The sequence below is a fragment of the Haloferax sp. DFSO60 genome, from assembly GCF_046557615.1.
GTDB lineage: Archaea > Halobacteriota > Halobacteria > Halobacteriales > Haloferacaceae > Haloferax.
Map to the genome: position 1 here is coordinate 700,748 of NZ_JBKIII010000001.1, position 20,792 is coordinate 721,539.

The following is a 20,792-nucleotide window of genomic DNA, read 5'->3' on the forward strand; positions in this document are numbered from 1 at the left end:
ATAGAAAGGGTTTACAACCTGCGTTATGACCATACCAGTGAATGACGCTTCCCGACGCGGACCGCGACCTCATCGTCGCCGAACTCGGTCGAGACCCGACACCGACCGAGGAGATGCTGTTCGAGAACCTCTGGAGCGAGCACTGTGCGTATCGGTCGTCCCGGCCGTTGCTGTCGGCGTTCGACTCGGAAGGAGAACAAGTCGTTATCGGCCCCGGTGACGACGCCGCAGTCGTCTCACTCGACGACGAGACGTACATCACCCTCGGTATCGAGAGCCACAACCACCCCTCGTACGTGGACCCGTACGACGGCGCGGCAACCGGTGTCGGCGGCATCGTCCGCGACACCCTCTCGATGGGTGCATACCCCATCGCACTCGCCGACTGCCTCTACTTCGGCGACTTCGACCGCGAACACTCTCGCTACCTCCTCGACGGCGTGGTCGAAGGAATCGCCGACTACGGTAACGCAATCGGTGTCCCAACCGTCGCGGGCGCGACTTCGTTCCACGAGAAGTACGAAGGTAACCCGCTCGTCAACGTCGCGTGTGTCGGCCTTCTCTCTGCCGAGCGCCTCATCACCGCTGAAGCACAGAAGGCAGGTAACAAACTCGTCCTCGTCGGTAGTTCGACCGGCCGTGACGGCCTCGGCGGCGCATCGTTCGCCAGCGAAGACCTCGGCGAAGACGCCGAAACCGAAGACCGACCCGCCGTCCAAGTCGGCGACCCCTACACTGAAAAACTCCTCATCGAATGCAGCGAAGCCCTCATCGACGAGGGCATCGTGGAATCCTGCCGTGACCTCGGCGCAGCAGGTCTCGGCGGTGCGTCGTCCGAACTCGTCGCCAAGGGCGGCTTTGGTGCGACCATCGACCTGAACAAGGTCCACCAGCGCGAACCCGAGATGCGCCCCTTCGAGATTCTCCTCTCCGAATCTCAAGAGCGCATGTGCTACGAGGTCACCCCGGAGAACGTCGAGCGCGTCCAAGAACTCGCCGACCGCTTCGACCTCGGCAGTGCCGTCATCGGCGAAGTCGCCGAAGGCAACTACGTCTGTACGTTCGACGGCGAAGCAGTCGTGGACGTGCCACCGGAGTACGTCGCCGACGGCGCGCCGATGAACGACCTCGATTCGACCGAGCCCGAACAGGCAACGCGTGACCTCCCCGAAGTCTCGCTCCTCGAAGCCATCGAGGCGGTCCTTTCGGACCCCAACACCGCGTCCAAAGAGTGGGTCTACCGCCAATACGACCACGAAGTCGGCCTTCGGACTGCACGACGGCCCGGCGACGACGCCGCACTCCTCGACATCCCCGAGGCAGACACCAAACTCGCGTTCACCGCAGGTGCAGACCCCAACTGGACCAACGCAGCACCGTACGACGGCGCGCGCGCAGTCGCCTTCGAGAACGCGACGAACCTCGCCGCGAAGGGCGCAACCCCACTCGCCGCAGTGGACTGTCTCAACGGCGGTAATCCCGAGAAACCCGACGTGTACGGCGGGTTCAAAGGCATCGTCGATGGTCTCGCCGACATGTGTCGCGCACTCTCTGTGCCTGTCGTCGGCGGTAACGTCTCGCTCTACAACGACTCCGTTGCCGGTCCGATTCCGCCGACGCCGACGCTCGCGATGGTTGGTTCGGCAGACGGCCCCTCGCCCGGCATGTCGCTCTCGGGTGACGGCGACCTGTTCCTCGTTGGCTACCCAGGCGACGCGCTCGGCGGGTCCACGCTCCTCCAGCACGAAGGTGGCTCGGACGCCTTCCCGACGCTCCCCGACGGCGAAACCGCGGCCGACGTACTCGCTGCGATTCGCGCCGTCGCAACCGACGACTCGACGCTCGCAGTCCACGACGTGAGCCACGGAGGTCTCGCAGTCACGCTCGCCGAGATGGTCACCGAAGAAATCGGCGCAGACATCGCCGTCGAGAACGTTATCCAACTCTTCGACGAGACGCCAGGTCGCGTCGTCGTCGAGAGTACTGACGTGGATGCACTCGTCGAACTCACTGGCGACGTACCGGTCTACGAACTCGGAACGACGACCGACGACGAATATCTGGGTGTGACGGTCGATGACGACTACGTTGCCTTCGATGCGTCAGCCATCGCCGACCTGCGCGGCGTCCTCACCCGCGAACTCGACTAACGACACAGTTCGAACGCTCTTTCTCTGTTTCGGCGGCCGCGACCCGCACGTTTACCGCCATTCGTCACATGAATTCGGCAATGGAAATTGCGATTCTCACCGTCGGCGACGAGGTACTTGCGGGCGACATCGAGAACACGAACGCCTCGTGGGTCGCCCGCCAGATGGCCGACCGTGGGGCGACAGTCACGCGTATCCTCACCCTCCCCGACGACGAATCGCTCATCACCAAGTGGGTAGGGCGGTGGCAGGCCACGTTCGACGCTGTCGTGGTCATAGGTGGTCTCGGTGGAACGCACGACGACGTGACGATGGACGCCGTCGCGGACGCGTTCGGTCGCGAACTCGTCGTCGAAGCGGCGGTCAGACAGGACGTGGTCGCGACTGCTCGCGCCTACGAGGAAGCCAATCCGGAACTGTTCGAGGATACCGATGGACTCGAATTAGATGTGGATGCATGGGCGGCAACACCGGCAGGTGCGGAACCGCTCATCAACACCGTTGGTCTGTCACCGGGATGCGTCGTCGAGAACGTGTTCGTCTTCCCGGGACCGCCGGACGAACTCAAGTCGATGTTCGAGCAGGTGGCAGACCGATTCGATGGCGCGGTCACAAGCACGATGCTCTACACGGGGACACCGGAAGGGATGATGACGGACGTATTTGATTCTCTCTCTGACCGATTCGACGTGACCGTCGGAAGCTATGCCTCTCGCGGGGAGACACCGAATCGAATCAAACTCAGCGGGACCGACGAAGAGACGTTGAACGCCGCGGTCGAATGGCTCTTCGAAAATGCCGACGTGGCCAACGACCCGTCAGCCGTACGGTTCGACTAACTACGGTTCGAGTACCACTTTGCCGACGCTCTTTCTGTCCTCGACGTACTGGTGTGCCTCAGCGGCGTCTTCGAGGTCGAACGTCTCACCGACGACGACTTCGAGTTTTCCGTCGGCGAGAAGCGAAGAGAGTTTGGGAACCGCACCGAGTACCGACTCGGGGCGTTTCTGCATCGCGTTTCCGAGGTGGAAGCCGATGACCGACTTGTTCTCGAAGAGCAGTCGCGTGGTGTCTGCTTTGGCAACCTCGCCGGAGGCGGCCCCGTAGGTGACGATGCGACCGAAGTCCGAGAGTGCGTCGAGACTTCGGTCGAAGGTCTTCCCGCCGACACCGTCGAGAACGAGGTCCACGCCATCTTCGGTCTCGCCGTCGATGACGTCGCGGAAGTCGGTCTCAGTGTACTGGATTCCGTGGTCGAGACCGAGGTCGAGTGCGAGCGAAATCTTCCGCTCGGTGCTGGCAGTTCCGAAGGTTTCGGCACCCGCGAGCGAGGCGAGTTGGACTGCCGCGGTTCCGACGCCGCCCGCCGCGGCGTGAATCAGCACACGTTCGCCTGCTTCGAGTCCGCCCCATTCGTGGAGGCAGTTGTAGGCAGTGAGGAACTGAATCGGGAATCCAGCGGCCTCGGCGAACGACATCGACTCCGGAACGTCGAACAGGGCAGTCGCGGACGCGGTGACGTACTCCGCGTAGGCACCGCCACCAGTCAGGGCGACGACGCGCTCGCCGACTTCGCGCTCGACACCCTCACCCACTGCGTCGATAGTTCCTGCGGCCTCCATTCCGGGCGTGTACGTCGGTTCCGGGCCGTTTCGGTAGTGGCCACGGCGTTGCATGATATCGGCGAAATTGATGCCTGCGGCTTCGACCGCGATTCTGACCTCGCCGGGGGCGGGTTCGGGAGCTTCAGTCTCTCGGACGTCGAGTACATCGCTCGAACCGTACTCGGGGACAACGACAGTTCGCATACACGTAGGTGTGCCCGAGGACAGAAAAATGCGGAGAACGCGGAAGTGCTATCGCGTTCTCAGGCGAGAAGCAGCGGGAGGCCGAACGTGACGGCGACGCCGATGACGAAAATGACGATTCCGGTCGTAACTTGGCTCATCGTGAAGTCCTGCATCGGCGAGGTGACGCGGCCGTCCTCGTCGCCGTGGTCGTGATGGTCGTCGTGGTCGCTCATACGCGAGGCGACGGGTTCGCAATACAAAAACGCACCTAACCGTCGTTCGGGAGTAGCCGATGGAGTCTGCTATTCGAATCCGCGCACAGACCTAAGTCACGCGCGACAGTCGTCTACGATAGATGACATCACATCCGCGAGACGAAGAGCGGCGCTGGTGGAAAGAGGCGGTCGTCTACCAAATCTACCCTCGGAGTTTCAAAGACTCCGATGGAGACGGCGTCGGTGACATTCCCGGCATCATCGAGAAAGCCGACTATCTCGCCGACCTCGGCGTCGATTGTATCTGGTTGAACCCAGTGTACGAATCGCCAAACGCAGACAACGGCTACGATATCGCCGATTATCGGGCGATCATGGACGAGTTCGGGACGATGGATGACTGGGAGCAACTCCGTGACGAGTTGCACAAACGAGACATCAAACTCATCATGGACCTCGTGGTCAACCACACCTCCGACGAACACGCGTGGTTCCTCAACTCCCGAGCATCGACCGACAACGAATTTCGAGAGTACTACTGGTGGCGCGAAGGCCGTGACCCCGAGGAGACGGACCTCGACCCCGAGGTCTATGACACGCCCGACGACGTGAACGAAGTCCCACCGAACGATTGGGAGTCTTTCTTCGGTGGGCCAGCCTGGAGTTACGACGAGGACTCTGGCGAGTGGTATCTCCACCTCTTCGACCGCAAGCAACCCGACCTGAACTGGGAAAACGAGGCCGTCCGCGACGAGGTCTTCGAGATGATGGAGTGGTGGCTCCAGAAGGGAATCGACGGCTTTCGGATGGACGTTATCAACCTCATCTCCAAACCCGAGGGACTGCCCGACACCGACCCCGAAAACGACATCGAGACCATCGACCGTGCGGTGAACGGACCGAACGTCCACGACTATCTCGGCGAGATGCGCGAGCGCGTCTTGGAACCTGACTTCCTCAGCGTGGGTGAGATGATTGGCGCGCCGATGCCGATGGAGACGGCGCGACAGTACGTGACGCCCGGCCCGGAAGGAGATGGTCTCTCGATGATTTTCCACTTCGAACACGTACTCGTCGACCGGGGCGACGACGCACTGGAGTTGACCGAGTGGACCCTCCCGGACCTCAAAGCAATCTTCGACCGCTGGCAGGATGGCCTCGCCGAAGCGGGGTGGAACTCGCTCTACTTCAACAACCACGACCAACCCCGCCAAGTCTCTCGCTACGGGAACGACAGCGAATACCGTCGTGAATCGGCGAAGTTACTCGCCACCTTGCTTCACACCCTTCGGGGGACACCGTACATCTACCAAGGTGAGGAACTGGGCATGACGAACTACCCATTCGAGTCACTGGACGACTTCCGCGACGTGGCGACGCTCAATCCCATTCGAAGTGCGCTCGAAGCCGGTGAAATCGAGTCGTTCGAAGCAGTCAAAGACAGGGCACGAGCGATGAGTCGCGACAACGCTCGGACGCCGATGCAGTGGGACGACAGCGAGTACGCGGGTTTCACCGACCCCGATTCGACGCCGTGGATTGACGTCAACCCGAACAAGGAGACCATCAACGTCGAAGCCGAACGCGCCGACCAAAATTCGGTGTGGCACTACTACCGTGATCTGATTTCACTCCGGAAGGAACACGATGTCATCGTCTACGGCGACTACGACCCACTCACCCCGGGCCACGAGTCGCTGTGGGCCTACACGCGAACGCTGGGCGACGACTCGCTCTTGGTCGTCCTCAACTTCTCGGACGACGAGACACAGTTCGAATCGCCGGAAGACCTCAAAGGCGCAAACGCAGAGATACTCATCTCGAACTACGAAGCCGACGTTAGCGACGTTGCAGACGCGGTGCTTCGACCGTGGGAGGCCCGCGTCTACGACCTCCGATAAGTCGCACTGACGGACTCTTCGCTTATTCCCCATTCAGTGCCGAACTAGCCGAAAAGTAACGTGTGCGAAGTCACCAAGCTATAGAACCAATCCGGCAAAAATGCACAGGCAACCAAGTCCGAGAACGAAGAATACGCCGACGAGACGTGCATAGAGTTCCTGTTTTTGCTTCGCTCTCTCGGGATTGTCTTGCCACTCTCGGGCGCTCACGTAGTTCCTCACGCGGTGCGGAAAACGGATAGAGGCCGCTCCAACCACCACGAATAGGAGACCTACGGCGACGAGGAGTGGTTGCATTACTCGAAGATGGTACGCATGCTGACATAATTCTGCTGACGGCGATACCTGATTTGTACGTCGGGCCAAAATTGGAGAGTCGCCGTGACCGATACGCGCCCTGTACTCAACGCGGACTCGACAAACTACCAGTGAGTGAAAGTTCCAACAGGACCAAAATAGCCGCCACACATTCCTTAGCCCACTGACACCACCCAAACCGACGGAGTGAAATTCGGTTCCGAGTGAACTTCTGGTAATGACGACTTTCGACCGCACGTGGTGGAAAGAAGCGGTCGTCTATCAGGTCTATCCCCGGAGTTTCAACGACTCCGACGGCGACGGACTGGGCGACATTCCGGGCATCATCGAGAAAGTAGACTACCTTGACGACCTCGGCGTCGATTGTCTGTGGCTGAATCCAGTCTACGACTCACCTGGCGTCGACAACGGCTACGACATCGCCGACTACCGCTCCATCTTGGACGAGTTCGGGACGATGGACGACTGGGAGACGCTCCGTGACGAGTTGCACAAACGAGACATCAAACTCATCATGGACCTCGTGGTCAACCACACCTCCGACGAACACACGTGGTTCCTCAACTCTCAGTCTTCGGGGGATAGCGACTTCCGAGAGTACTACTGGTGGCGCGAAGGCCGTGACCCCGAGGAGACGGACCTCGACCCCGAGGACTACGACACGCCCGACGACGTGAACGAAGTCCCACCGAACGACTGGCAATCCTTCTTCGGCGGGCCAGCCTGGAGTTACGACGAGGACTCTGGCGAGTGGTATCTCCACATTTTCGACGAGCGAATGCCCGACCTGAACTGGGAGACCGAGGCCGTCCGCGACGAGGTCTTCGAGATGATGGAATGGTGGTTCGACAAGGGTATCGACGGCTTCCGAATGGACGTCATCAACCTCATCTCCAAACCCGACGGACTGCCGAACAGCGACGACCCGGAAGCAATCGTTCGCGGTGCAGGGCAGTTCGTCAACGGCCCGCGCGTCCACGACTATCTCGAAGAACTCCACGACCGAGTACTCGACGAGGAAGCGATGACCGTCGGCGAGATGGCCGAACTCTCGGTCGAAGAGGCACGACAGTACACTGGACGCGACGGCGACGGCATGAGCATGGTGTTCACCTTCGACCACATGCGCCTCGATATGACCGACGCAGGCCGGTGGTCCTACCGCGAGTGGTCGCCACAAGAACTCAAAGAGACCATGACTCACTGGCAGGAGGGCCTCGCAGACGAAGGCTGGAACTCACTGTTCCTCAACAATCACGACGAGCCTCGGCAAGTCTCACGCTTCGGTGACGACGAGTATTACCGCCGCGAGTCGGCGAAGATGCTCGCCACCTTACTTCACACCCTTCGCGGGACGCCCTACATCTACCAAGGCGAAGAGCTGGGCATGACGAACTACCCATTCGACTCGCTGGAGGAAGTGCGCGACGTGGACACCATCAAGAACGTTCGTGCCGCCCGGAAATCGGGTCGCATCGACGACGCTGACGTGATGGACCTCGTTCGCTACCGGACCCGTGACAACGCCCGAACGCCGATGCAGTGGAACGACTCCACACACGCTGGATTCACCGAGAGCGAGGCGACGCCGTGGATGCCGGTCAACCCGAACAAAGACGACATCAACGCCAAAGACGCGCGTGACGACCCCGAGTCGATTTGGCACTACTATCGCGACCTCATTTCCCTCCGTAAAGAGCGTGACGTACTCGTCTACGGCGACTACGACCTGCGACTCGAAGACCACGAGAACCTGTGGGTTTACACGCGAACGCTGGAAGAGGACTCGCTCTTGGTTGTCCTCAACTTCGCTGGCGAAGAAACGCGATTCGACCCGCCGAGTGACCTCCGCGGTGAAGCGGCCGACCTGCTCATCTCGAACTACGAGTCTGACATCGTTTCGGTCGAGACGACAGTCCTCCGCCCGTGGGAGGCCCGCGTCTACGACCTGCACTAATCGCTCTCAGTCCCGTTCTTTCCGCCCGTCGTCTGCTGTCGAGAGAGCCAACGCAGACATCTGCAAGTGTGGGTCTTCGACGTTCGTCCCCGAGAGGAACGCCTGTCTAACTCCCGCTTCCGGCCCGCGAGCAGGCACGACCCGGAGGTTCGATACGTCTCCCACAACTGCGCGAATCTCTCGGTCGACCGTATCGCGCGCTTCGACTGGAACAGCGAGCAACACCTCGCTTAATTCGCAGTCGCTGCGGTCGCCAAGTTCGGCAACAACGTCGCTGTCGGCGGCTTGCAACTCGATTCTGAATCGCCACGGCGTGGTGAGAAAGGTCCGTCGCTCGTTTTGGACGACCGGCCACTCGTGTGCTTCGGCCCGTTCGACGACGGCAGCGACATCTTCGACGACGACGCCGAAGTGGTCGAATTTGACCCGCGGCCCCGGTGCGAGCGTCACGTCTGCGCTCCCACCACGGTTCGTCTGGAGTCGAAGTTTGAACTCGTCCGGCGGGGTTTCGTCGGGTGACAGTGAGACAGATTCGCCATCGGCAGACCCGAACTTCGCGTTCGGCGTGATGCCGTGGTCCGCGAGTGTTGCGGTCGCGTGTTCGATATCCGGGGTCTGATAGTGGAGGTGGAAGACCGAGGGGACCATTATCAAATCAATTGTTGGAGCGTTTTTCAAGATATCGGCTTCTGAGATGTAGCTCCAAACGTTCGTACACAAGTGATAATATCCACTGTTGTTCAGATTGTGATATGACGGATAGCGATACAAAACCTACCGATACTCCAGAATCGCGTAGACCGACAAAAGACGAACTAATAGAATCATATGTACAATATAGTGAAGAATCCCGATACCGTGACGGACTCATGCACAATTCATATTATTTCATCTTGATTTCTGTCGTGATATTCTCGGGCCATATCACATCTATAAATACAGATGGCCCATTTCATGAATCACCTAAATTTGGTTTCGTAGTTTTGGCGGGAGGACTTGCAGCACTTGGTATTGGTGCAGTTCTTATTTCGTACAATCAGAAGAAAATAAACGCCGAAGACCAGCGCCAGATATTGGAGAATATGATTGACAAACATTACACAGCAACTGGATTTTTCAAAACCCAGGAGAACGATGACTTCAATCCGCGTAAAAAGGATAATCCGTTTGCGATTCAGTCAACAGTAACTACCAGGACAAAAGGCCCGGTTGACAGATTTTTTATTGATACAGTATCTATCGAGACGTTTGCTTACATATCCTTAGGGCTGGGATTTCTTGGCATTTTGTTTGGACTGGGAATTTTATTAGCACCGGTGGTCCCATGTCTGTGAATTGTTAAAAGTTGAATTCAGAGCGACGTATTGAGAACCAAGGCTTGGATTCGTACCGGTGTCGGACTCCTTTTGGTACTGCGATGCAGTACAAATTCATATCGAATGCTTACGAAGCGCATCATCCCCTGTATCGACGTTGACCTCGACGACGACGGCAACCCGGCCGTCTACACGGGCGTCAACTTCGAGGACCTGAAGTACACCGGCGACCCCGTCGAGATGGCCAAACTCTACAACGAAGCGGGTGCCGACGAGTTCGTCTTTCTCGATATCACGGCGTCGGCAGACGGCCGCGAGACCATGCTCGATACCGTCTCGCAGGTCGCCGACGAGGTGTTTATCCCACTGACCGTGGGCGGTGGTATCCGAACGAAAGAAGACATCAAAGAGACGCTCCGCGCCGGGGCCGACAAGGTGTCTATCAACACCGCCGCACTGGAAAACCCCGAACTCATCGAAGCGGGCGCACGGGCCTTCGGGAGCCAGTGTATCGTCATCTCCGTAGACGCCCGGCGTCGATACGACGACGAAGGCGAACACTACGTCGAAGTAGATGGCGAGTCCTGCTGGTTCGAATGTACCATCAAAGGCGGCCGCGAAGGAACCGGCGTGGACGTCGTGGAGTGGGCACGCGAGGCCGAATCACGCGGCGCTGGCGAACTCTTCATCAACTCTATCGACGCCGACGGGACGAAAGACGGCTACGACATTCCCTTGACCAAGGCCGTCTGTGACAACGTTTCGACGCCCGTCATCGCCTCGTCCGGCTGTGGCGGCCCAGAAGACATGTACGAAGTCTTCACTGAGGCCAACGCGGATGCCGGACTCGCGGCCTCTATCTTCCACTTCGACGAGTATTCGATTCAGGACGTGAAGTCGTATCTCGACGAACACGACGTTCCGGTTCGGCTCTAAGCTCTCCGACGCTTCTTTCTCGGTCGTGCGCACGTCGCACAGTCGAAACCAAGCTTAACCTCCGAAACGCGCGTATAGTGTGCCACGATGACGACCGATTCGTGGCGCGCCGCACTCGAAGCCCACCGCGAGCAGAAAGACCACTACTTCGCCCGAGACCAGCATTCGCCGATTCCACACGACCAGCGGGAGTTCTTCGACGGCCTCGACTACTTCGAGCCGGACCCAGACCTCAGATTCGAACTGGCCTTACTGGAGTACGACAACCCCGAGACGATAACCATCGCAACGACGACAGAAGGCGAGCGCGACTATCTCGTTTGGGGCTACTTCGAGTTCGACGTCGATGGCGAGCGCTACCGACTCGATGCGTATCGAACCAGTCCCGAAGACGGCCGGCTATGGGTGCCGTTCCGCGACGAGACCAACACGCACGAGACCTACGGTGCGGGGCGCTATCTCGACTTGGACGGCCCTAACGAAGACGGCCTGTGGGAAGTCGATTTCAACTACGCGTACAGCCCGTTTTGTGCCTACTCACCGCGGTACGAATGTCCGCTCGTCCCGATGGAGAACTGGCTTCGCGTTCGTATCGAAGCGGGCGAGAAAGACTACGAAGGCCCAGCAGGTGGCGACGAGTCGCAGCACGGGCACGGGCACGGCCACGCCGACTAACCACCTCGCTGGTACGCCCAAACGCGTCGCTCACGAGTGAGAAAACGAGAGAAGAACACTCGTCAGTTACGCGTCGAGCGCGGTGTTGAACGCCGTGGTGAAGTCGTCAGCGGTGTCCTGAACCGCCCGTGCGCCATCTGCGAGGGCGTCGAGTGGGTCAACGCCTTCTTCGGTCTTGATAGAGAGCACAGGGTCGGTCTGTCCACCGGACTGTTCGGGATTCACGTCGTAGGTTGCAGCGGTGACGCCGTCGGTTTCGAGCAGCGCACCTTTGAGGACGTTCATAAATGTGTGGTCCTCGCCACCAATCTCGATGCGGAGTTCCTCGTCGGTCTTGTCGATGACCCGCAGTTCCATGGCTCTCCGTTCCGTCCAGCGGCGTTTTAACGTTTCGTCTCTGGGACAGCAACGAGCGCGTCTGCATCGACGTCCGCGTCTTCGAGCGCGTATTCGTTCCCGTCTCGGCTGAGGACGCCCTCTTCGACGAGGTGGTCGAGGTGCGCGAACGCTTCGCCGGGGCCGTGGAGGATGTGGACATTCGAGAGGTCACCGAAGAGGTGTGCGCTCACGGTCCACGCGTCGGCTGGGCCGTGTTCAGAGAGTACGTCGAGAACGCGCCCGGTACGCTCTCGATGGTGTTCGGCGATGACGCGGGCGCGCTCTGCTGGTTCGTCGATTGGGTCGCGGTGGCCGGGCCACACACGAGAGAACTGTTCGTCCACGACTCGGTCGAGACTATCGAGATACGTCGCCAGCGGGCGCTCGACTCGCAAGTCTGCGCCGCCGATGTTCGGCGTGTACTTCGGGAGGACGGCGTCGCCGATGAACGCCTCGCGGCCCGAGTTGCCCTCGAACGCGAACGCGCAGAGACCGGCGGCGTGGCCGGGAAGGTGGACGACTTCGAGCTCACCGTCGCCCGCAGGGATGGTGTCGCCGTCTTCGACGGGCGTCACGTCCACGTCCTCGCCCATCAGGTCGTTGAGGATGCTGAGAAAGTCGGTGAGTTCGTCGAGCGACTCCTGTGGGATGCCCCACTCTTCGAAGCGTTGAGCGCGCATCTCGGTCTCTGCGAAGTGCGCGTCTTCGTCGCCCGCAATGAGTCCGGCATCGGCGGTGTGGGCGTAGACAGTCGCCCCACTCTCGGCTTGGAGTTCACCCGCAAGACCGGTGTGGTCTGCGTGCCAGTGCGTGAGAACAATCGAATCGATATCTGCAATTTCGTAGCCTGCGGCTTCGATGCCGTTTCGGAGGTCAGACCGAACGTGGTCGGTCGAAACGCCGACATCGACCAGCGTCAACTGGTCGCCGGGGATGAGATAGGAATTGTTGCTCCCTTCGAACACGGTGTTCCCGAGCGAGATACGTTCCATGCGAGCAACTTACCGTCGGCGTTTATCATGATTCCGAATACGGAACTGTGTGCGGGTGTCGTTGTCTGACACAGAGATTGTGCCCGTTACATTCAAAGTCTACCCCTACGTCGTCCCCCACGTCGAATGCCGGTGGACTTCTACGAGTTGCTCGACGTTGACCGAGACGCCGAACGGGACGACATCAAACAAGCGTTCCGTCAGATGGCCCGTGAGTATCATCCAGACGTAAACGATGACGAGCGGGCGACGGCGCAGTTCACCGTCGTGCGAAAAGCCTACGAAGTACTCACCAACGAGCGGGAGCGTGCCGATTACGACCGACTGGGCCACAGTACGTACGTCGAAAAACGACTCGATGGCTTGCGGAAGTTCAAGTTCCCCGGAGAAGCAGGAAAGGGCCAGAACGGGTCGTCGAGTACGTCTACCTCCAGTACGTCACGGTCGAATGGCACGAGTCGCTCTTCTGGGTCGTCTCGTTCGTCCTCGTCGCGCACCTCGTCCACGAGTTCGAGTCGTTCGCGTCGCTCGTCGTCGTCCGGTTCTTCCTCTCGGACGTCCGGCACCTCGTCGTCGGGGCGTTCTTCGTCAACTTCCTCGTCCCGCACGTCGTCCACCACTTCTTCTCGCTCGTCGTCCTCTCGGTCATCGTCGCGCACCAGTGGTTCCGGGTCTTCGGGTCGCTCGTCGTCTTCACGAAACTCGTCGTCACGAAGCTCACGTTCGTCGTCCACCTCGTCTCGATCATCGACTGGAAGTCGAAGCTCGTCGCGTTCCTCCAGTCGTCGCCGCCGGTCACGCCGCGCGCGCAACGGAGATTCGAACCGGTTCGATTCGTCGTCGAGTGAGTCCACAGAGTCGTCCAAGACGAACCCGTTGTGGTACGGGTGGTCGGTCTCACTCGTCGCGTTGCTCGCCTACCTCGGCGCAGTTGGGTGGTTCATCTCGACGGAAGGTGGCGCGTTCGTCGAGACGGTGTTGACCATCGATACTGCCGCACCAGTTCCTGCGTTGCTCGCATCGTCGCCGCTCTCGCTTCCGACGCTTGCGACGCTTCAAACTGCAGCAGCCTCGTCGCCGACGACGCTGATTTTCCCGGCGGCATCCGTCGTACTCGCGCTCGCACTCGTCGGAACGGTGGCGAAATTCGGCCACTCGTGGGCGACGTGGCTCTACGCACTCGCGGCTATCGCTCCGCTGGCGCTCGTGGCTGCTGGGAGTGTCGGAATGGTCCGACCGCTCGCGGTTGACATCGTTGCACTGGGCGTCCTTCCCCTACTCGGCGCTGGTGGATTCGTCGTGGACGCCGGTCGGTATCTGTGGGCCGCCCGATAGCGCCAACCGGTATCACGGTTTTTGCCCTTTGAATCCTTATTGACATGTATGAGCAATCTCGGCGAGCAAGTTCGCCGCCTTCGGTTGCGCGGAGTAAATGCGTATCTCGTGAGCGACGACGACGGACTCACGCTCATCGATGCTGGCACACCGTGGGACTGCGAGCAGATTCGTTCCGGAATTGCTGCTGCCGGGCACACCGTCTCGGATATCGACCGGGTACTCGTCACCCACTACGATATCGACCACGTCGGCGCACTCGGGTCACTCGGATTGCACGAGTCCACTCCGATTTACATCGCAGAACCGGACGCATCATACCTCTCTGGACGTGCAAAACCCCCGGTTACCTCGCGGAAAGGTGCGCTCCAGCGACTCGGGTCACGTCTCGTCAGCCAACCGAAGCAACCAATCGAGACGGTCGAAGACGGTGACCAAATTGGGCCGTTCATCGCCTATCGGACTCCCGGCCATACGTTAGGGCACACAGCGTTCGTCCACGAGCCACTCAGTGTGGCCTTCGTCGGTGACCTCGTGCGCGAGAAGAAGGGCGAACTCACTGTTCTTCCGTGGGTGATGGCGGCGGACGCCGAGATAAACAATCGAAGTATTCACGCGCTGGTTTCGCAATGCCCGCCGGTCGAGGTGATTGCGATGGGACACGGGAATCCGCTCGAAGAGTACGGTTACGGGAAATTGCAGGCGCTCGCAGAGAGTATGTGAGACTGAACAAGAAGAGCGAGGAGTGGCCTCGCTCGTCGTTGTAAAGAGCGGGGACCGCGACCGAGCGCGAATCCCCGGACTGACCAAGCCACTGCGAGGAGCACCAATCTCACAGTTGCCTGACGCGCCCGGCGGAATTGTATCAAACCACGCGCGTCAACATCCACTTTGGGTCTAGTTGTAAAAAGTCCTTTGTTCGCGCCAATAAGGGCCATGCCATACAGAAGCATTGGATAAACTTGCGGTTATGTGGACCGTTTAGCCGGATAAAGTCAACGTTTCCAAACCTTCATGGTTCTTAGTGGACGAACAATGTAAGAATCATGAAGAAAAGCAAAAATCAGCCGACTCAGCACTCGTGAGCGTGTGTGAGAGTGACTAGCGGACGTAGTATGGGTCGTCTCCGGGAATAAATCGGCCGAGGTCCGTTTCACGCCGGAAGTCGGTCGAACGGAGTTCCATGATGCCCGCGACGAGTTCGTCGTGGTCATCGTCGTCCCATTCGAGTGGGTCCTTGATAGGAAGGATGAGAAAGCCACTTCCACGAAGTTCCGTGCCGTGGAGAGACTCCATATCGATGTCCGTCTTCCACGCAATCGAACTGTAGTTTTCCAACACGTGTTTGGTGGCCACGTCGCCGACGGGCATGAGTACGTGCGCCGCGATTGCGCGCAGTTCCGCGTCGAAAAAGCGCTCCATATCGGTGTACTCGGCCGGAGTCGGCGTGCCGTCGGCCACGCACATGTGGAGATACGAAAAGAACGTGGTGTTCACTTCGGGTTCCTCGCCTGTGGTCGTCAACAATCCAGCGTCCGCGAGTGCTGCCTGCAGTTTCGCTCCGGGGTCGTTCGTAAAGGGGACGCCGGTGTCGATTCCACCGTGGATGCCGGGGTGGTCTCCGATGACGTGGAAGTCGGCGTTGGCGTCGCCGTAGCCCGGAACGAACCGGTCACACGACGGTCGCATGCCAAACGGGTTGCTCGTGCGGTCGGTTACGTTCCTCACGATGCGTTCTCAGGAGTGCGCTGATAAAGAATCCGTGGTTCGTCTCAACGTTGTCCACGAACGAGCGTGAACGATAGATTAGAGTTCGACGCCAGAGGGGATGAGACTCTGTCCCCGAAGCAGTTCGCCGTCGGCATCGTAGACGAGGAACGTCGATTTTTCGAGCGTCACGAGATGTTCGTCTTCGATACCAATATCGACCTCGTAGTGCCCGTTTTCTACGTCGATAGAGCGGCCGTACTCTCGGGCCGCGCCGATAAAGTGCAACACGTCGTCGGCGTCGACGTTGAGTTCTAAGACGTAATCACCCGTCAGTCGGTCTGTTACACTGACGACACCAGTCGTGTCGGGGTCGTCTATCGGGCCCTGCAAGCGAAGCGCAACGTCGAGTTCGTCAGCGGTGAGTAGTTCTCCCGTCGGCGCAGCGAATCGTTCACGAAGCAACTCCGGAGGTCCGTAGAAATCGATCGAAACCGCCGGTTGGCGGGGCGGTTCACCCGTCCCATACCAATCGACATTGGTTACGTCGAGTTCGAAGTAGTCGCGCCGCATTCTGTATGATTTCTTATTGTGCGCGACGTATTAACGTGACGCACACTGGTCAATTTGGATAGTATTTCTGTCGATAGTTTTTACCCGACTGCCTCTGCCGATTGTGCATGGTTTGGGTTCGCTCTGAGTATGCTGGTGCGCTGTCTGTCATCTCTGCGTGGCTCTGCGCGCTCATCCCGTGGAATATCACCTATTCACCGGATATCGCCGGTGGAAGCCTTCTTTTCGTCAGATTTCCGTTCTTCCAAGTCCGCTACGCGTGGGGTATCGACGTCGCACAGCGAGTCGCCCTCTCGAATCCCCTCTCCGCGCTCTCGCTGCAAGCAGGCCAGTCGATCGAGGTTGCGTATCAAACGTGGGCAATCGGTGCTGGCGTTCTCGCATTCGCCGTGTTGCTCTCGTTCGTCTACTACGCGCGCGAAGAGGAACTCGAAGCAGGGCCAATCGACCCCGTTCGACTCATGGGAGGACTGCTCGGGGCGGCGGCACTCGTCCTCAGTCTGTCTACGTACCTGCTCGTAACCCGTGGCTTCCCGGGGATTCCAGTTCCGCTCGGCATCGTCGTTCTCTTCGTTCTCAGCGGCATGTTGCTCACCGTCGAACGGACCGAGTAACACTGCGCGGACGATTTAAGTACCAACCCGCCATACCAAACGACCGACTGATTCGGGTGACGATGCCACAAGATACACCACCGAACGCAACGGCGGCAACAGGGGGTTCCTCCAACCGGGGCGTGTTCAGACTGCTCCGTGACGGCGAGTTCGACCTCGCTGCTTCTGAGACCCGCCGAATTTTACGGCGGACCACAGAGATGCTCCGCGGTTCGAGCCTCGATATTCGACCCCTTTCGACGGACGATACACCACTGGGCACGTTCGATATTCCAGCGGGACACGAGGAAGTCGAACGCTACTGGGTAGACGCACCGTTTGCGTACGTGGTCGTCACCTACGATACCGACGCGACGACACACCGGTATCACGTCGTCGAACCGGACCTCGATTCGTTCGAAGCGGCGTTGCTCGAACGAGTTCGAACCGACATCCGCGACCCGTTGTTGTACCGCGACGACAAGGACCCCACGAAAGAACAGACGCTCGTCGAAGAGTTGGAGTCGCTCATCGAGCAGTACGGCTTGGACCTCGATATGCACTCGTTCTACACGCTGCTGTACTACCTTCGGCGCGACTTCCACGGCTACGGTCGCCTCGAACCGCTGATGAACGACCCGCACATCGAGGACATCTCGTGTGATGGCTACGATATCCCGCTTTTCATCTACCACAGCAGTTACACCGACATCTCGACGAACGTTTCGTTCAACAACGAGCAGTTAGACAACTTCGTCATTCGACTCGCACAGCGCTCCGGTCGCCACATCAGCGTCGGCGACCCGGTACTCGGGACGACGCTCCCGAACGGCGCGCGCGCTGAATTAGCGCTTGGCGAAGAAGTGACCCCGCGCGGGTCGGCCTTCACCATCCGGATGTACGCAGACGAACCGTTCACGCCCATCGACCTCATCGACTACGGGACGTTCTCGGTCGAACAGATGGCGTACATGTGGCTCTGTATCGAACACAACAAGAGTCTCATCTTCGCTGGCGGTACTGCGTCAGGAAAGACAACTTCGATGAACGCGGTGTCGATGTTCATCCCGCCGCGTTCGAAGGTCTTGACCATCGAAGACACCCGCGAACTCGCCCTCTACCACGACAACTGGCTCTCGTCTGTCACCCGCGAGCGCATCCACGACGGGACGAACATCTCGATGTACGACCTGCTTCGGTCGGCACTCCGTCACCGCCCAGAGTACATCATCGTCGGTGAGGTTCGTGGCGACGAAGCGGTCACACTCTTTCAGGCGATGAACACGGGTCACACCACGTTCTCGACGATGCACGCAGACAGCATCGAGACGGTCATCAACCGTCTGGAGAACGAGCCCATCAACGTGCCTCGTGCGATGGTGCAATCGCTCGACTTGCTCTGTATTCAGACACTCACTCGCTTCGACGGCGAGCGTGTCCGGCGGTCGCAAGCGATCGGCGAGATTGGCAGTATCGACCAACGGACGGGCGAACTCGACTACTCCGCGTCGTTCTCGTGGGACGCCAAATCCGACTCGTTCTCACAGAGCGACAGTAGCGTCCTCGAAGAGATTCAGCGCGACAACGGCTGGTCCCGAACCGATCTCAGACGAGAACTTCGGCGACGCGAGAAATTCCTCAATTACCTGCTGGACAATGGTGTCTCGGACTACCGCCGCTTTACCGCACTCATCAACGAGTACTACTCGAATCCCGAGGACGTCCTCGAACGCGTCGAATCAGAGACAATCGTCAGCGACGTGGACGGCACATAGCATGCTGTCCGGACTCTCACTGCTACCGTTGCTCTTCGCACTCGCTCTCATCGCCCCGATTCTCTTGAGTCCCGTGAACCGTCGTGCGAACTTGTTGGTCTCGCAGGTTGCACTCCCGATATTCGGGTTTTACGTCGCTAGCGAAAACCAGCGTCATCGCCTGCAACAGTGGCGACTACGGGCCGCTCACGTCGGCGTGACCCACCGGGTCTATGCGTCGCGGACGCTCCTCATGGCCGCCGTGTTCGGTATCGTCGGCAGTATCTTCGGTGTGTACGTGGCGGCGGCATTCCTGGCGACGTTCTCGCTCACGCCGGAGACGTGGGTCGGGTTGCCCGCACAGGTTCAGTTCTTACGCGGTGTGACGAGTCTCGACGCGCTCTCGCTCCGTGAACTGTTCGTCCTCTTGACGTTGTCGAGTGCGACGATTGGGACGACACTCGCACTCGGTGTGTACTGGGTTCGATGGTACGTTCTCACCGAGCGTGCGAACACCCGTGCGACGGAAATCGAAGCAACACTCCCACGAACGGTCGCGTTCATCTACGCACTCTCTCGGTCTGGGATGGCGTTCCCGAAGGTGCTGGAAACGCTGGCGCGAAACGAAGCAGTATACGGCGAGGCGGCCCGCGAAGTTGGGATTGCCGTCCGAGACATGGATGCGTTCGGGACCGACGTACTGACCGCCTTGCAATCGCTCTCCGAACGGACGCCGAGCGAGAACCTCGAAGAGTTCGGTGAGAACCTCGCCAGCGTCCTCGGGAGTGGCCGCAACCTGTCTCGATACCTCCGCGAGCAGTACGAACGCTTCCAGACGGAGGCCGCGGCCCAACAACAGCAGTACCTCGAACTCCTCTCGACGCTCGCCGAGGTGTACGTCACGGTCCTCGTCGCTGGCCCGCTGTTTCTCATCACCGTCCTCGTCGTCATCGGACTCGTCCTCGCAGATACGCTCACGTTCATCCGAGTCATCGGCTACGTCGCAATTCCTACTGTGAGTGCTGCGTTCGTCGTTTACCTCGGCAGTATCACGCGGTCGCTTCGTGGCGTCGTCTCGCGGAACATCGACGCCGACGCGGCGGCTGATTCCCACCAACTCATCAACCACTCACCCGTTGACGAGACGACGCGCACAGACGGTGGTGAAGCGATTGCAGGGTGGCAGGCGAACGCCGAGCGACTGGCAATCTACGACCGACTTCGCTGGCTTCGCCGATGGATGAACCAACCAGTCGATTCGGTCCTTCACAACCCGTTTGCGACGCTCGTCGTCACCGTTCCGATTGGGCTTCTGTGGGTGCTAGTGCAGACGACTGTCCCACTCAGCTCGACCGAGACCACGTCGCTCCTGCGTGCCGCGGTCAGTCCCACGTTGTGGCCGCAACTCAGTAGCTCGATAGGAACCGTCGTCGCAGCGGCAGACCACCACATCGTCGAGGTTGCCATCGTCTCGATGGCCATCGTCTCGGTGATACACGAAGTTCGAAAACGGCAACTCCGCTCTCTCGAGCGCGCCATGCCAGACTTCCTCGACCGGCTTGCGAGCGTCAACGAAGCAGGGTTGACTATCGTTCAGAGTCTCCGGCGCGTCTCTGCATCCGACCTCGGCCCACTCGGTGACGAAATCCAGCGAACGATTCGGGATATCGACGTAGGGTCCGACGCCGAGTCTGCCCTCCGCCGGATGGACCGCCGAACCCGAAGTCCGATGGTGTCGCGGTCGGTCACGCTGTTGACCAACGCGATGAGTGCGAGCGGGGATATCGCACCGGTCGTCCGCATCGCCGCCACCGAAGCACAGGACAGTCGCCGTCTCGCCCGCGAGCGCCAACAAGAGATGCTGACCTACCTCGTCGTCATCTACATCTCGTTTTTCGTCTTCCTCGGTATCGTCGCTGCACTCGCCATCTCGTTCATTCCGGCGGTCGAACAGGCGAGTACTGGCGCACTCGCTGGGTCCGGCACTGTCGGCGTCACGTCGGGGACGTTCGACGGACTCCGCGACGTGAAGACGAGTTCGTACGAACTCTTGTTCTTCCACATCACCGCGATTCAAGGCGTCTGTTCCGGCATCATCGCGGGACAACTCGGAGAAGGCAGTGTCGCCGATGGCATCAAACACGCGACGTTCTTGCTCGTGTTGACCTACGCGGTCTTCCTCCTCATCTGAGGGTCGGGACA

Annotated in this window: 20 protein-coding genes and 1 pseudogene; 13 read left to right on the forward strand and 8 right to left on the reverse strand. The window is 59.6% G+C overall.

Annotated elements, in window-relative coordinates; genetic code table 11:
• Positions 1–41 precede the first annotated feature (41 nt).
• Together purL and ACK509_RS03695 are read left to right on the forward strand one after the other, a co-directional pair.
• Positions 42–2,150, forward strand: a complete 2,109-nt coding sequence (gene purL, locus ACK509_RS03690; protein ID WP_410765146.1) for a phosphoribosylformylglycinamidine synthase subunit PurL — start codon at positions 42–44, stop codon at positions 2,148–2,150.
• A gap of 80 nt (positions 2,151–2,230) precedes the next feature.
• Entirely contained in the window at positions 2,231–2,989 is a 759-nt protein-coding gene (locus ACK509_RS03695) for a competence/damage-inducible protein A (RefSeq protein ID WP_410765147.1), read from the forward strand.
• Here the strand turns inward: ACK509_RS03695 and ACK509_RS03700 are convergent, their stop codons facing one another.
• Both ACK509_RS03700 and ACK509_RS03705 read right to left on the reverse strand, forming a co-directional pair.
• Complete coding sequence (locus ACK509_RS03700) at positions 2,990–3,958, reverse strand: quinone oxidoreductase family protein (RefSeq protein WP_410765148.1); 969 nt, start codon at positions 3,956–3,958, stop codon at positions 2,990–2,992.
• A 59-nt stretch (positions 3,959–4,017) separates the two neighbouring features.
• Complete coding sequence (locus tag ACK509_RS03705) at positions 4,018–4,173, reverse strand: hypothetical protein (RefSeq protein WP_410765149.1); 156 nt, start codon at positions 4,171–4,173, stop codon at positions 4,018–4,020.
• Positions 4,174–4,295: 122 nt separating this feature from the next.
• Between ACK509_RS03705 and ACK509_RS03710 the strand changes: the two genes are divergently transcribed.
• Entirely contained in the window at positions 4,296–6,056 is a 1,761-nt protein-coding gene (locus ACK509_RS03710; protein ID WP_410765150.1) for an alpha-glucosidase, read from the forward strand.
• Positions 6,057–6,591: 535 nt separating this feature from the next.
• Entirely contained in the window at positions 6,592–8,331 is a 1,740-nt protein-coding gene (locus ACK509_RS03715) for an alpha-glucosidase (protein ID WP_410765151.1), read from the forward strand.
• Positions 8,332–8,337: 6 nt separating this feature from the next.
• On the opposite strand, the gene ACK509_RS03720 is transcribed toward ACK509_RS03715, so the two are convergent.
• Positions 8,338–8,979 carry a VOC family protein gene (locus ACK509_RS03720; RefSeq protein ID WP_410765152.1) on the reverse strand — a complete coding sequence of 214 codons (642 nt, stop codon included), beginning with the start codon at positions 8,977–8,979 and terminating at the stop codon, positions 8,338–8,340.
• A 104-nt stretch (positions 8,980–9,083) separates the two neighbouring features.
• Here ACK509_RS03720 and ACK509_RS03725 point away from each other — a divergent pair, with 104 nt between their 5' ends.
• The 3 genes from ACK509_RS03725 to ACK509_RS03735 all read left to right on the forward strand — a co-directional run bounded on the left by ACK509_RS03725 (position 9,084) and on the right by ACK509_RS03735 (position 11,258).
• On the forward strand, positions 9,084–9,665 hold the full coding sequence (locus tag ACK509_RS03725; RefSeq protein WP_410765153.1) for a hypothetical protein: 582 nt from the start codon (positions 9,084–9,086) through the stop codon (positions 9,663–9,665).
• A 105-nt stretch (positions 9,666–9,770) separates the two neighbouring features.
• Positions 9,771–10,583 (forward strand): imidazole glycerol phosphate synthase subunit HisF, encoded by an 813-nt coding sequence (hisF, locus tag ACK509_RS03730; RefSeq protein ID WP_410765154.1) that lies wholly within the window; start codon positions 9,771–9,773, stop codon positions 10,581–10,583.
• A gap of 87 nt (positions 10,584–10,670) precedes the next feature.
• A complete protein-coding gene (locus ACK509_RS03735) occupies positions 10,671–11,258 on the forward strand; it encodes a DUF1684 domain-containing protein (RefSeq protein WP_410765155.1) in 588 nt (195 codons plus the stop codon).
• A 66-nt stretch (positions 11,259–11,324) separates the two neighbouring features.
• Here the strand turns inward: ACK509_RS03735 and ACK509_RS03740 are convergent, their stop codons facing one another.
• Complete coding sequence (locus tag ACK509_RS03740; RefSeq protein WP_410765156.1) at positions 11,325–11,615, reverse strand: DNA-directed RNA polymerase subunit L; 291 nt, start codon at positions 11,613–11,615, stop codon at positions 11,325–11,327.
• A gap of 26 nt (positions 11,616–11,641) precedes the next feature.
• Positions 11,642–12,628, reverse strand: coding sequence for an MBL fold metallo-hydrolase (locus ACK509_RS03745; RefSeq protein WP_410765157.1), 987 nt, complete (start codon positions 12,626–12,628; stop codon positions 11,642–11,644).
• A 126-nt stretch (positions 12,629–12,754) separates the two neighbouring features.
• On the opposite strand from ACK509_RS03745, the pseudogene ACK509_RS03750 reads away from it, so the two are divergent.
• Positions 12,755–12,889 (forward strand): annotated as a pseudogene (locus tag ACK509_RS03750) (DnaJ domain-containing protein); the annotation flags it as partial.
• 53 nt (positions 12,890–12,942) lie between these two features.
• On the opposite strand, the gene ACK509_RS03755 reads toward ACK509_RS03750, so the two are convergent.
• The gene (locus tag ACK509_RS03755) at positions 12,943–13,482 is read right to left on the reverse strand and encodes a hypothetical protein (RefSeq protein ID WP_410766280.1); all 540 of its coding nucleotides are present in this window, start codon (positions 13,480–13,482) and stop codon (positions 12,943–12,945) included.
• Between the two features lie 22 nt (positions 13,483–13,504).
• Here ACK509_RS03755 and ACK509_RS03760 point away from each other — a divergent pair, with 22 nt between their 5' ends.
• Together ACK509_RS03760 and ACK509_RS03765 are read left to right on the forward strand one after the other, a co-directional pair.
• On the forward strand, positions 13,505–13,963 hold the full coding sequence (locus ACK509_RS03760) for a molecular chaperone DnaJ (RefSeq protein WP_410766281.1): 459 nt from the start codon (positions 13,505–13,507) through the stop codon (positions 13,961–13,963).
• Between the two features lie 48 nt (positions 13,964–14,011).
• Entirely contained in the window at positions 14,012–14,686 is a 675-nt protein-coding gene (locus ACK509_RS03765) for an MBL fold metallo-hydrolase (RefSeq protein ID WP_410765158.1), read from the forward strand.
• Positions 14,687–15,064: 378 nt separating this feature from the next.
• Here the strand turns inward: ACK509_RS03765 and ACK509_RS03770 are convergent, their stop codons facing one another.
• Positions 15,065–15,691 (reverse strand): uracil-DNA glycosylase family protein, encoded by a 627-nt coding sequence (locus ACK509_RS03770; RefSeq protein ID WP_410765159.1) that lies wholly within the window; start codon positions 15,689–15,691, stop codon positions 15,065–15,067.
• A 78-nt stretch (positions 15,692–15,769) separates the two neighbouring features.
• The gene (locus ACK509_RS03775; RefSeq protein WP_410765160.1) at positions 15,770–16,243 is read right to left on the reverse strand and encodes a DUF5793 family protein; all 474 of its coding nucleotides are present in this window, start codon (positions 16,241–16,243) and stop codon (positions 15,770–15,772) included.
• A 107-nt stretch (positions 16,244–16,350) separates the two neighbouring features.
• Between ACK509_RS03775 and ACK509_RS03780 the strand changes: the two genes are divergently transcribed.
• The 3 genes from ACK509_RS03780 (at position 16,351) to ACK509_RS03790 (ending at position 20,781) form a co-directional block, all read left to right on the forward strand.
• On the forward strand, positions 16,351–16,857 hold the full coding sequence (locus ACK509_RS03780) for a hypothetical protein (protein WP_410765161.1): 507 nt from the start codon (positions 16,351–16,353) through the stop codon (positions 16,855–16,857).
• Between the two features lie 62 nt (positions 16,858–16,919).
• Entirely contained in the window at positions 16,920–18,611 is a 1,692-nt protein-coding gene (locus ACK509_RS03785; RefSeq protein ID WP_410765162.1) for a type II/IV secretion system ATPase subunit, read from the forward strand.
• 1 nt (position 18,612) lies between these two features.
• Complete coding sequence (locus ACK509_RS03790; RefSeq protein ID WP_410765163.1) at positions 18,613–20,781, forward strand: type II secretion system F family protein; 2,169 nt, start codon at positions 18,613–18,615, stop codon at positions 20,779–20,781.
• Positions 20,782–20,792 lie beyond the last annotated feature (11 nt).

What these genes read in the sequence shown, in the direction of transcription:
- purL (WP_410765146.1), top strand. Translation starts at nt 42, where the DNA reads ATGACGCTTCCCGACGCGGACCGCGACCTCATCGTCGCCGAACTCGGT.
- ACK509_RS03695 (WP_410765147.1), top strand. Translation starts at nt 2,231, where the DNA reads ATGGAAATTGCGATTCTCACCGTCGGCGACGAGGTACTTGCGGGCGAC.
- ACK509_RS03700 (WP_410765148.1), bottom strand. Translation starts at nt 3,958, where the DNA reads ATGCGAACTGTCGTTGTCCCCGAGTACGGTTCGAGCGATGTACTCGAC.
- ACK509_RS03705 (WP_410765149.1), bottom strand. Translation starts at nt 4,173, where the DNA reads ATGAGCGACCACGACGACCATCACGACCACGGCGACGAGGACGGCCGC.
- ACK509_RS03710 (WP_410765150.1), top strand. Translation starts at nt 4,296, where the DNA reads ATGACATCACATCCGCGAGACGAAGAGCGGCGCTGGTGGAAAGAGGCG.
- ACK509_RS03715 (WP_410765151.1), top strand. Translation starts at nt 6,592, where the DNA reads ATGACGACTTTCGACCGCACGTGGTGGAAAGAAGCGGTCGTCTATCAG.
- ACK509_RS03720 (WP_410765152.1), bottom strand. Translation starts at nt 8,979, where the DNA reads ATGGTCCCCTCGGTCTTCCACCTCCACTATCAGACCCCGGATATCGAA.
- ACK509_RS03725 (WP_410765153.1), top strand. Translation starts at nt 9,084, where the DNA reads ATGACGGATAGCGATACAAAACCTACCGATACTCCAGAATCGCGTAGA.
- hisF (WP_410765154.1), top strand. Translation starts at nt 9,771, where the DNA reads ATGCTTACGAAGCGCATCATCCCCTGTATCGACGTTGACCTCGACGAC.
- ACK509_RS03735 (WP_410765155.1), top strand. Translation starts at nt 10,671, where the DNA reads ATGACGACCGATTCGTGGCGCGCCGCACTCGAAGCCCACCGCGAGCAG.
- ACK509_RS03740 (WP_410765156.1), bottom strand. Translation starts at nt 11,615, where the DNA reads ATGGAACTGCGGGTCATCGACAAGACCGACGAGGAACTCCGCATCGAG.
- ACK509_RS03745 (WP_410765157.1), bottom strand. Translation starts at nt 12,628, where the DNA reads ATGGAACGTATCTCGCTCGGGAACACCGTGTTCGAAGGGAGCAACAAT.
- ACK509_RS03765 (WP_410765158.1), top strand. Translation starts at nt 14,012, where the DNA reads ATGAGCAATCTCGGCGAGCAAGTTCGCCGCCTTCGGTTGCGCGGAGTA.
- ACK509_RS03775 (WP_410765160.1), bottom strand. Translation starts at nt 16,243, where the DNA reads ATGCGGCGCGACTACTTCGAACTCGACGTAACCAATGTCGATTGGTAT.
- ACK509_RS03780 (WP_410765161.1), top strand. Translation starts at nt 16,351, where the DNA reads ATGGTTTGGGTTCGCTCTGAGTATGCTGGTGCGCTGTCTGTCATCTCT.
- ACK509_RS03785 (WP_410765162.1), top strand. Translation starts at nt 16,920, where the DNA reads ATGCCACAAGATACACCACCGAACGCAACGGCGGCAACAGGGGGTTCC.
- ACK509_RS03790 (WP_410765163.1), top strand. Translation starts at nt 18,613, where the DNA reads ATGCTGTCCGGACTCTCACTGCTACCGTTGCTCTTCGCACTCGCTCTC.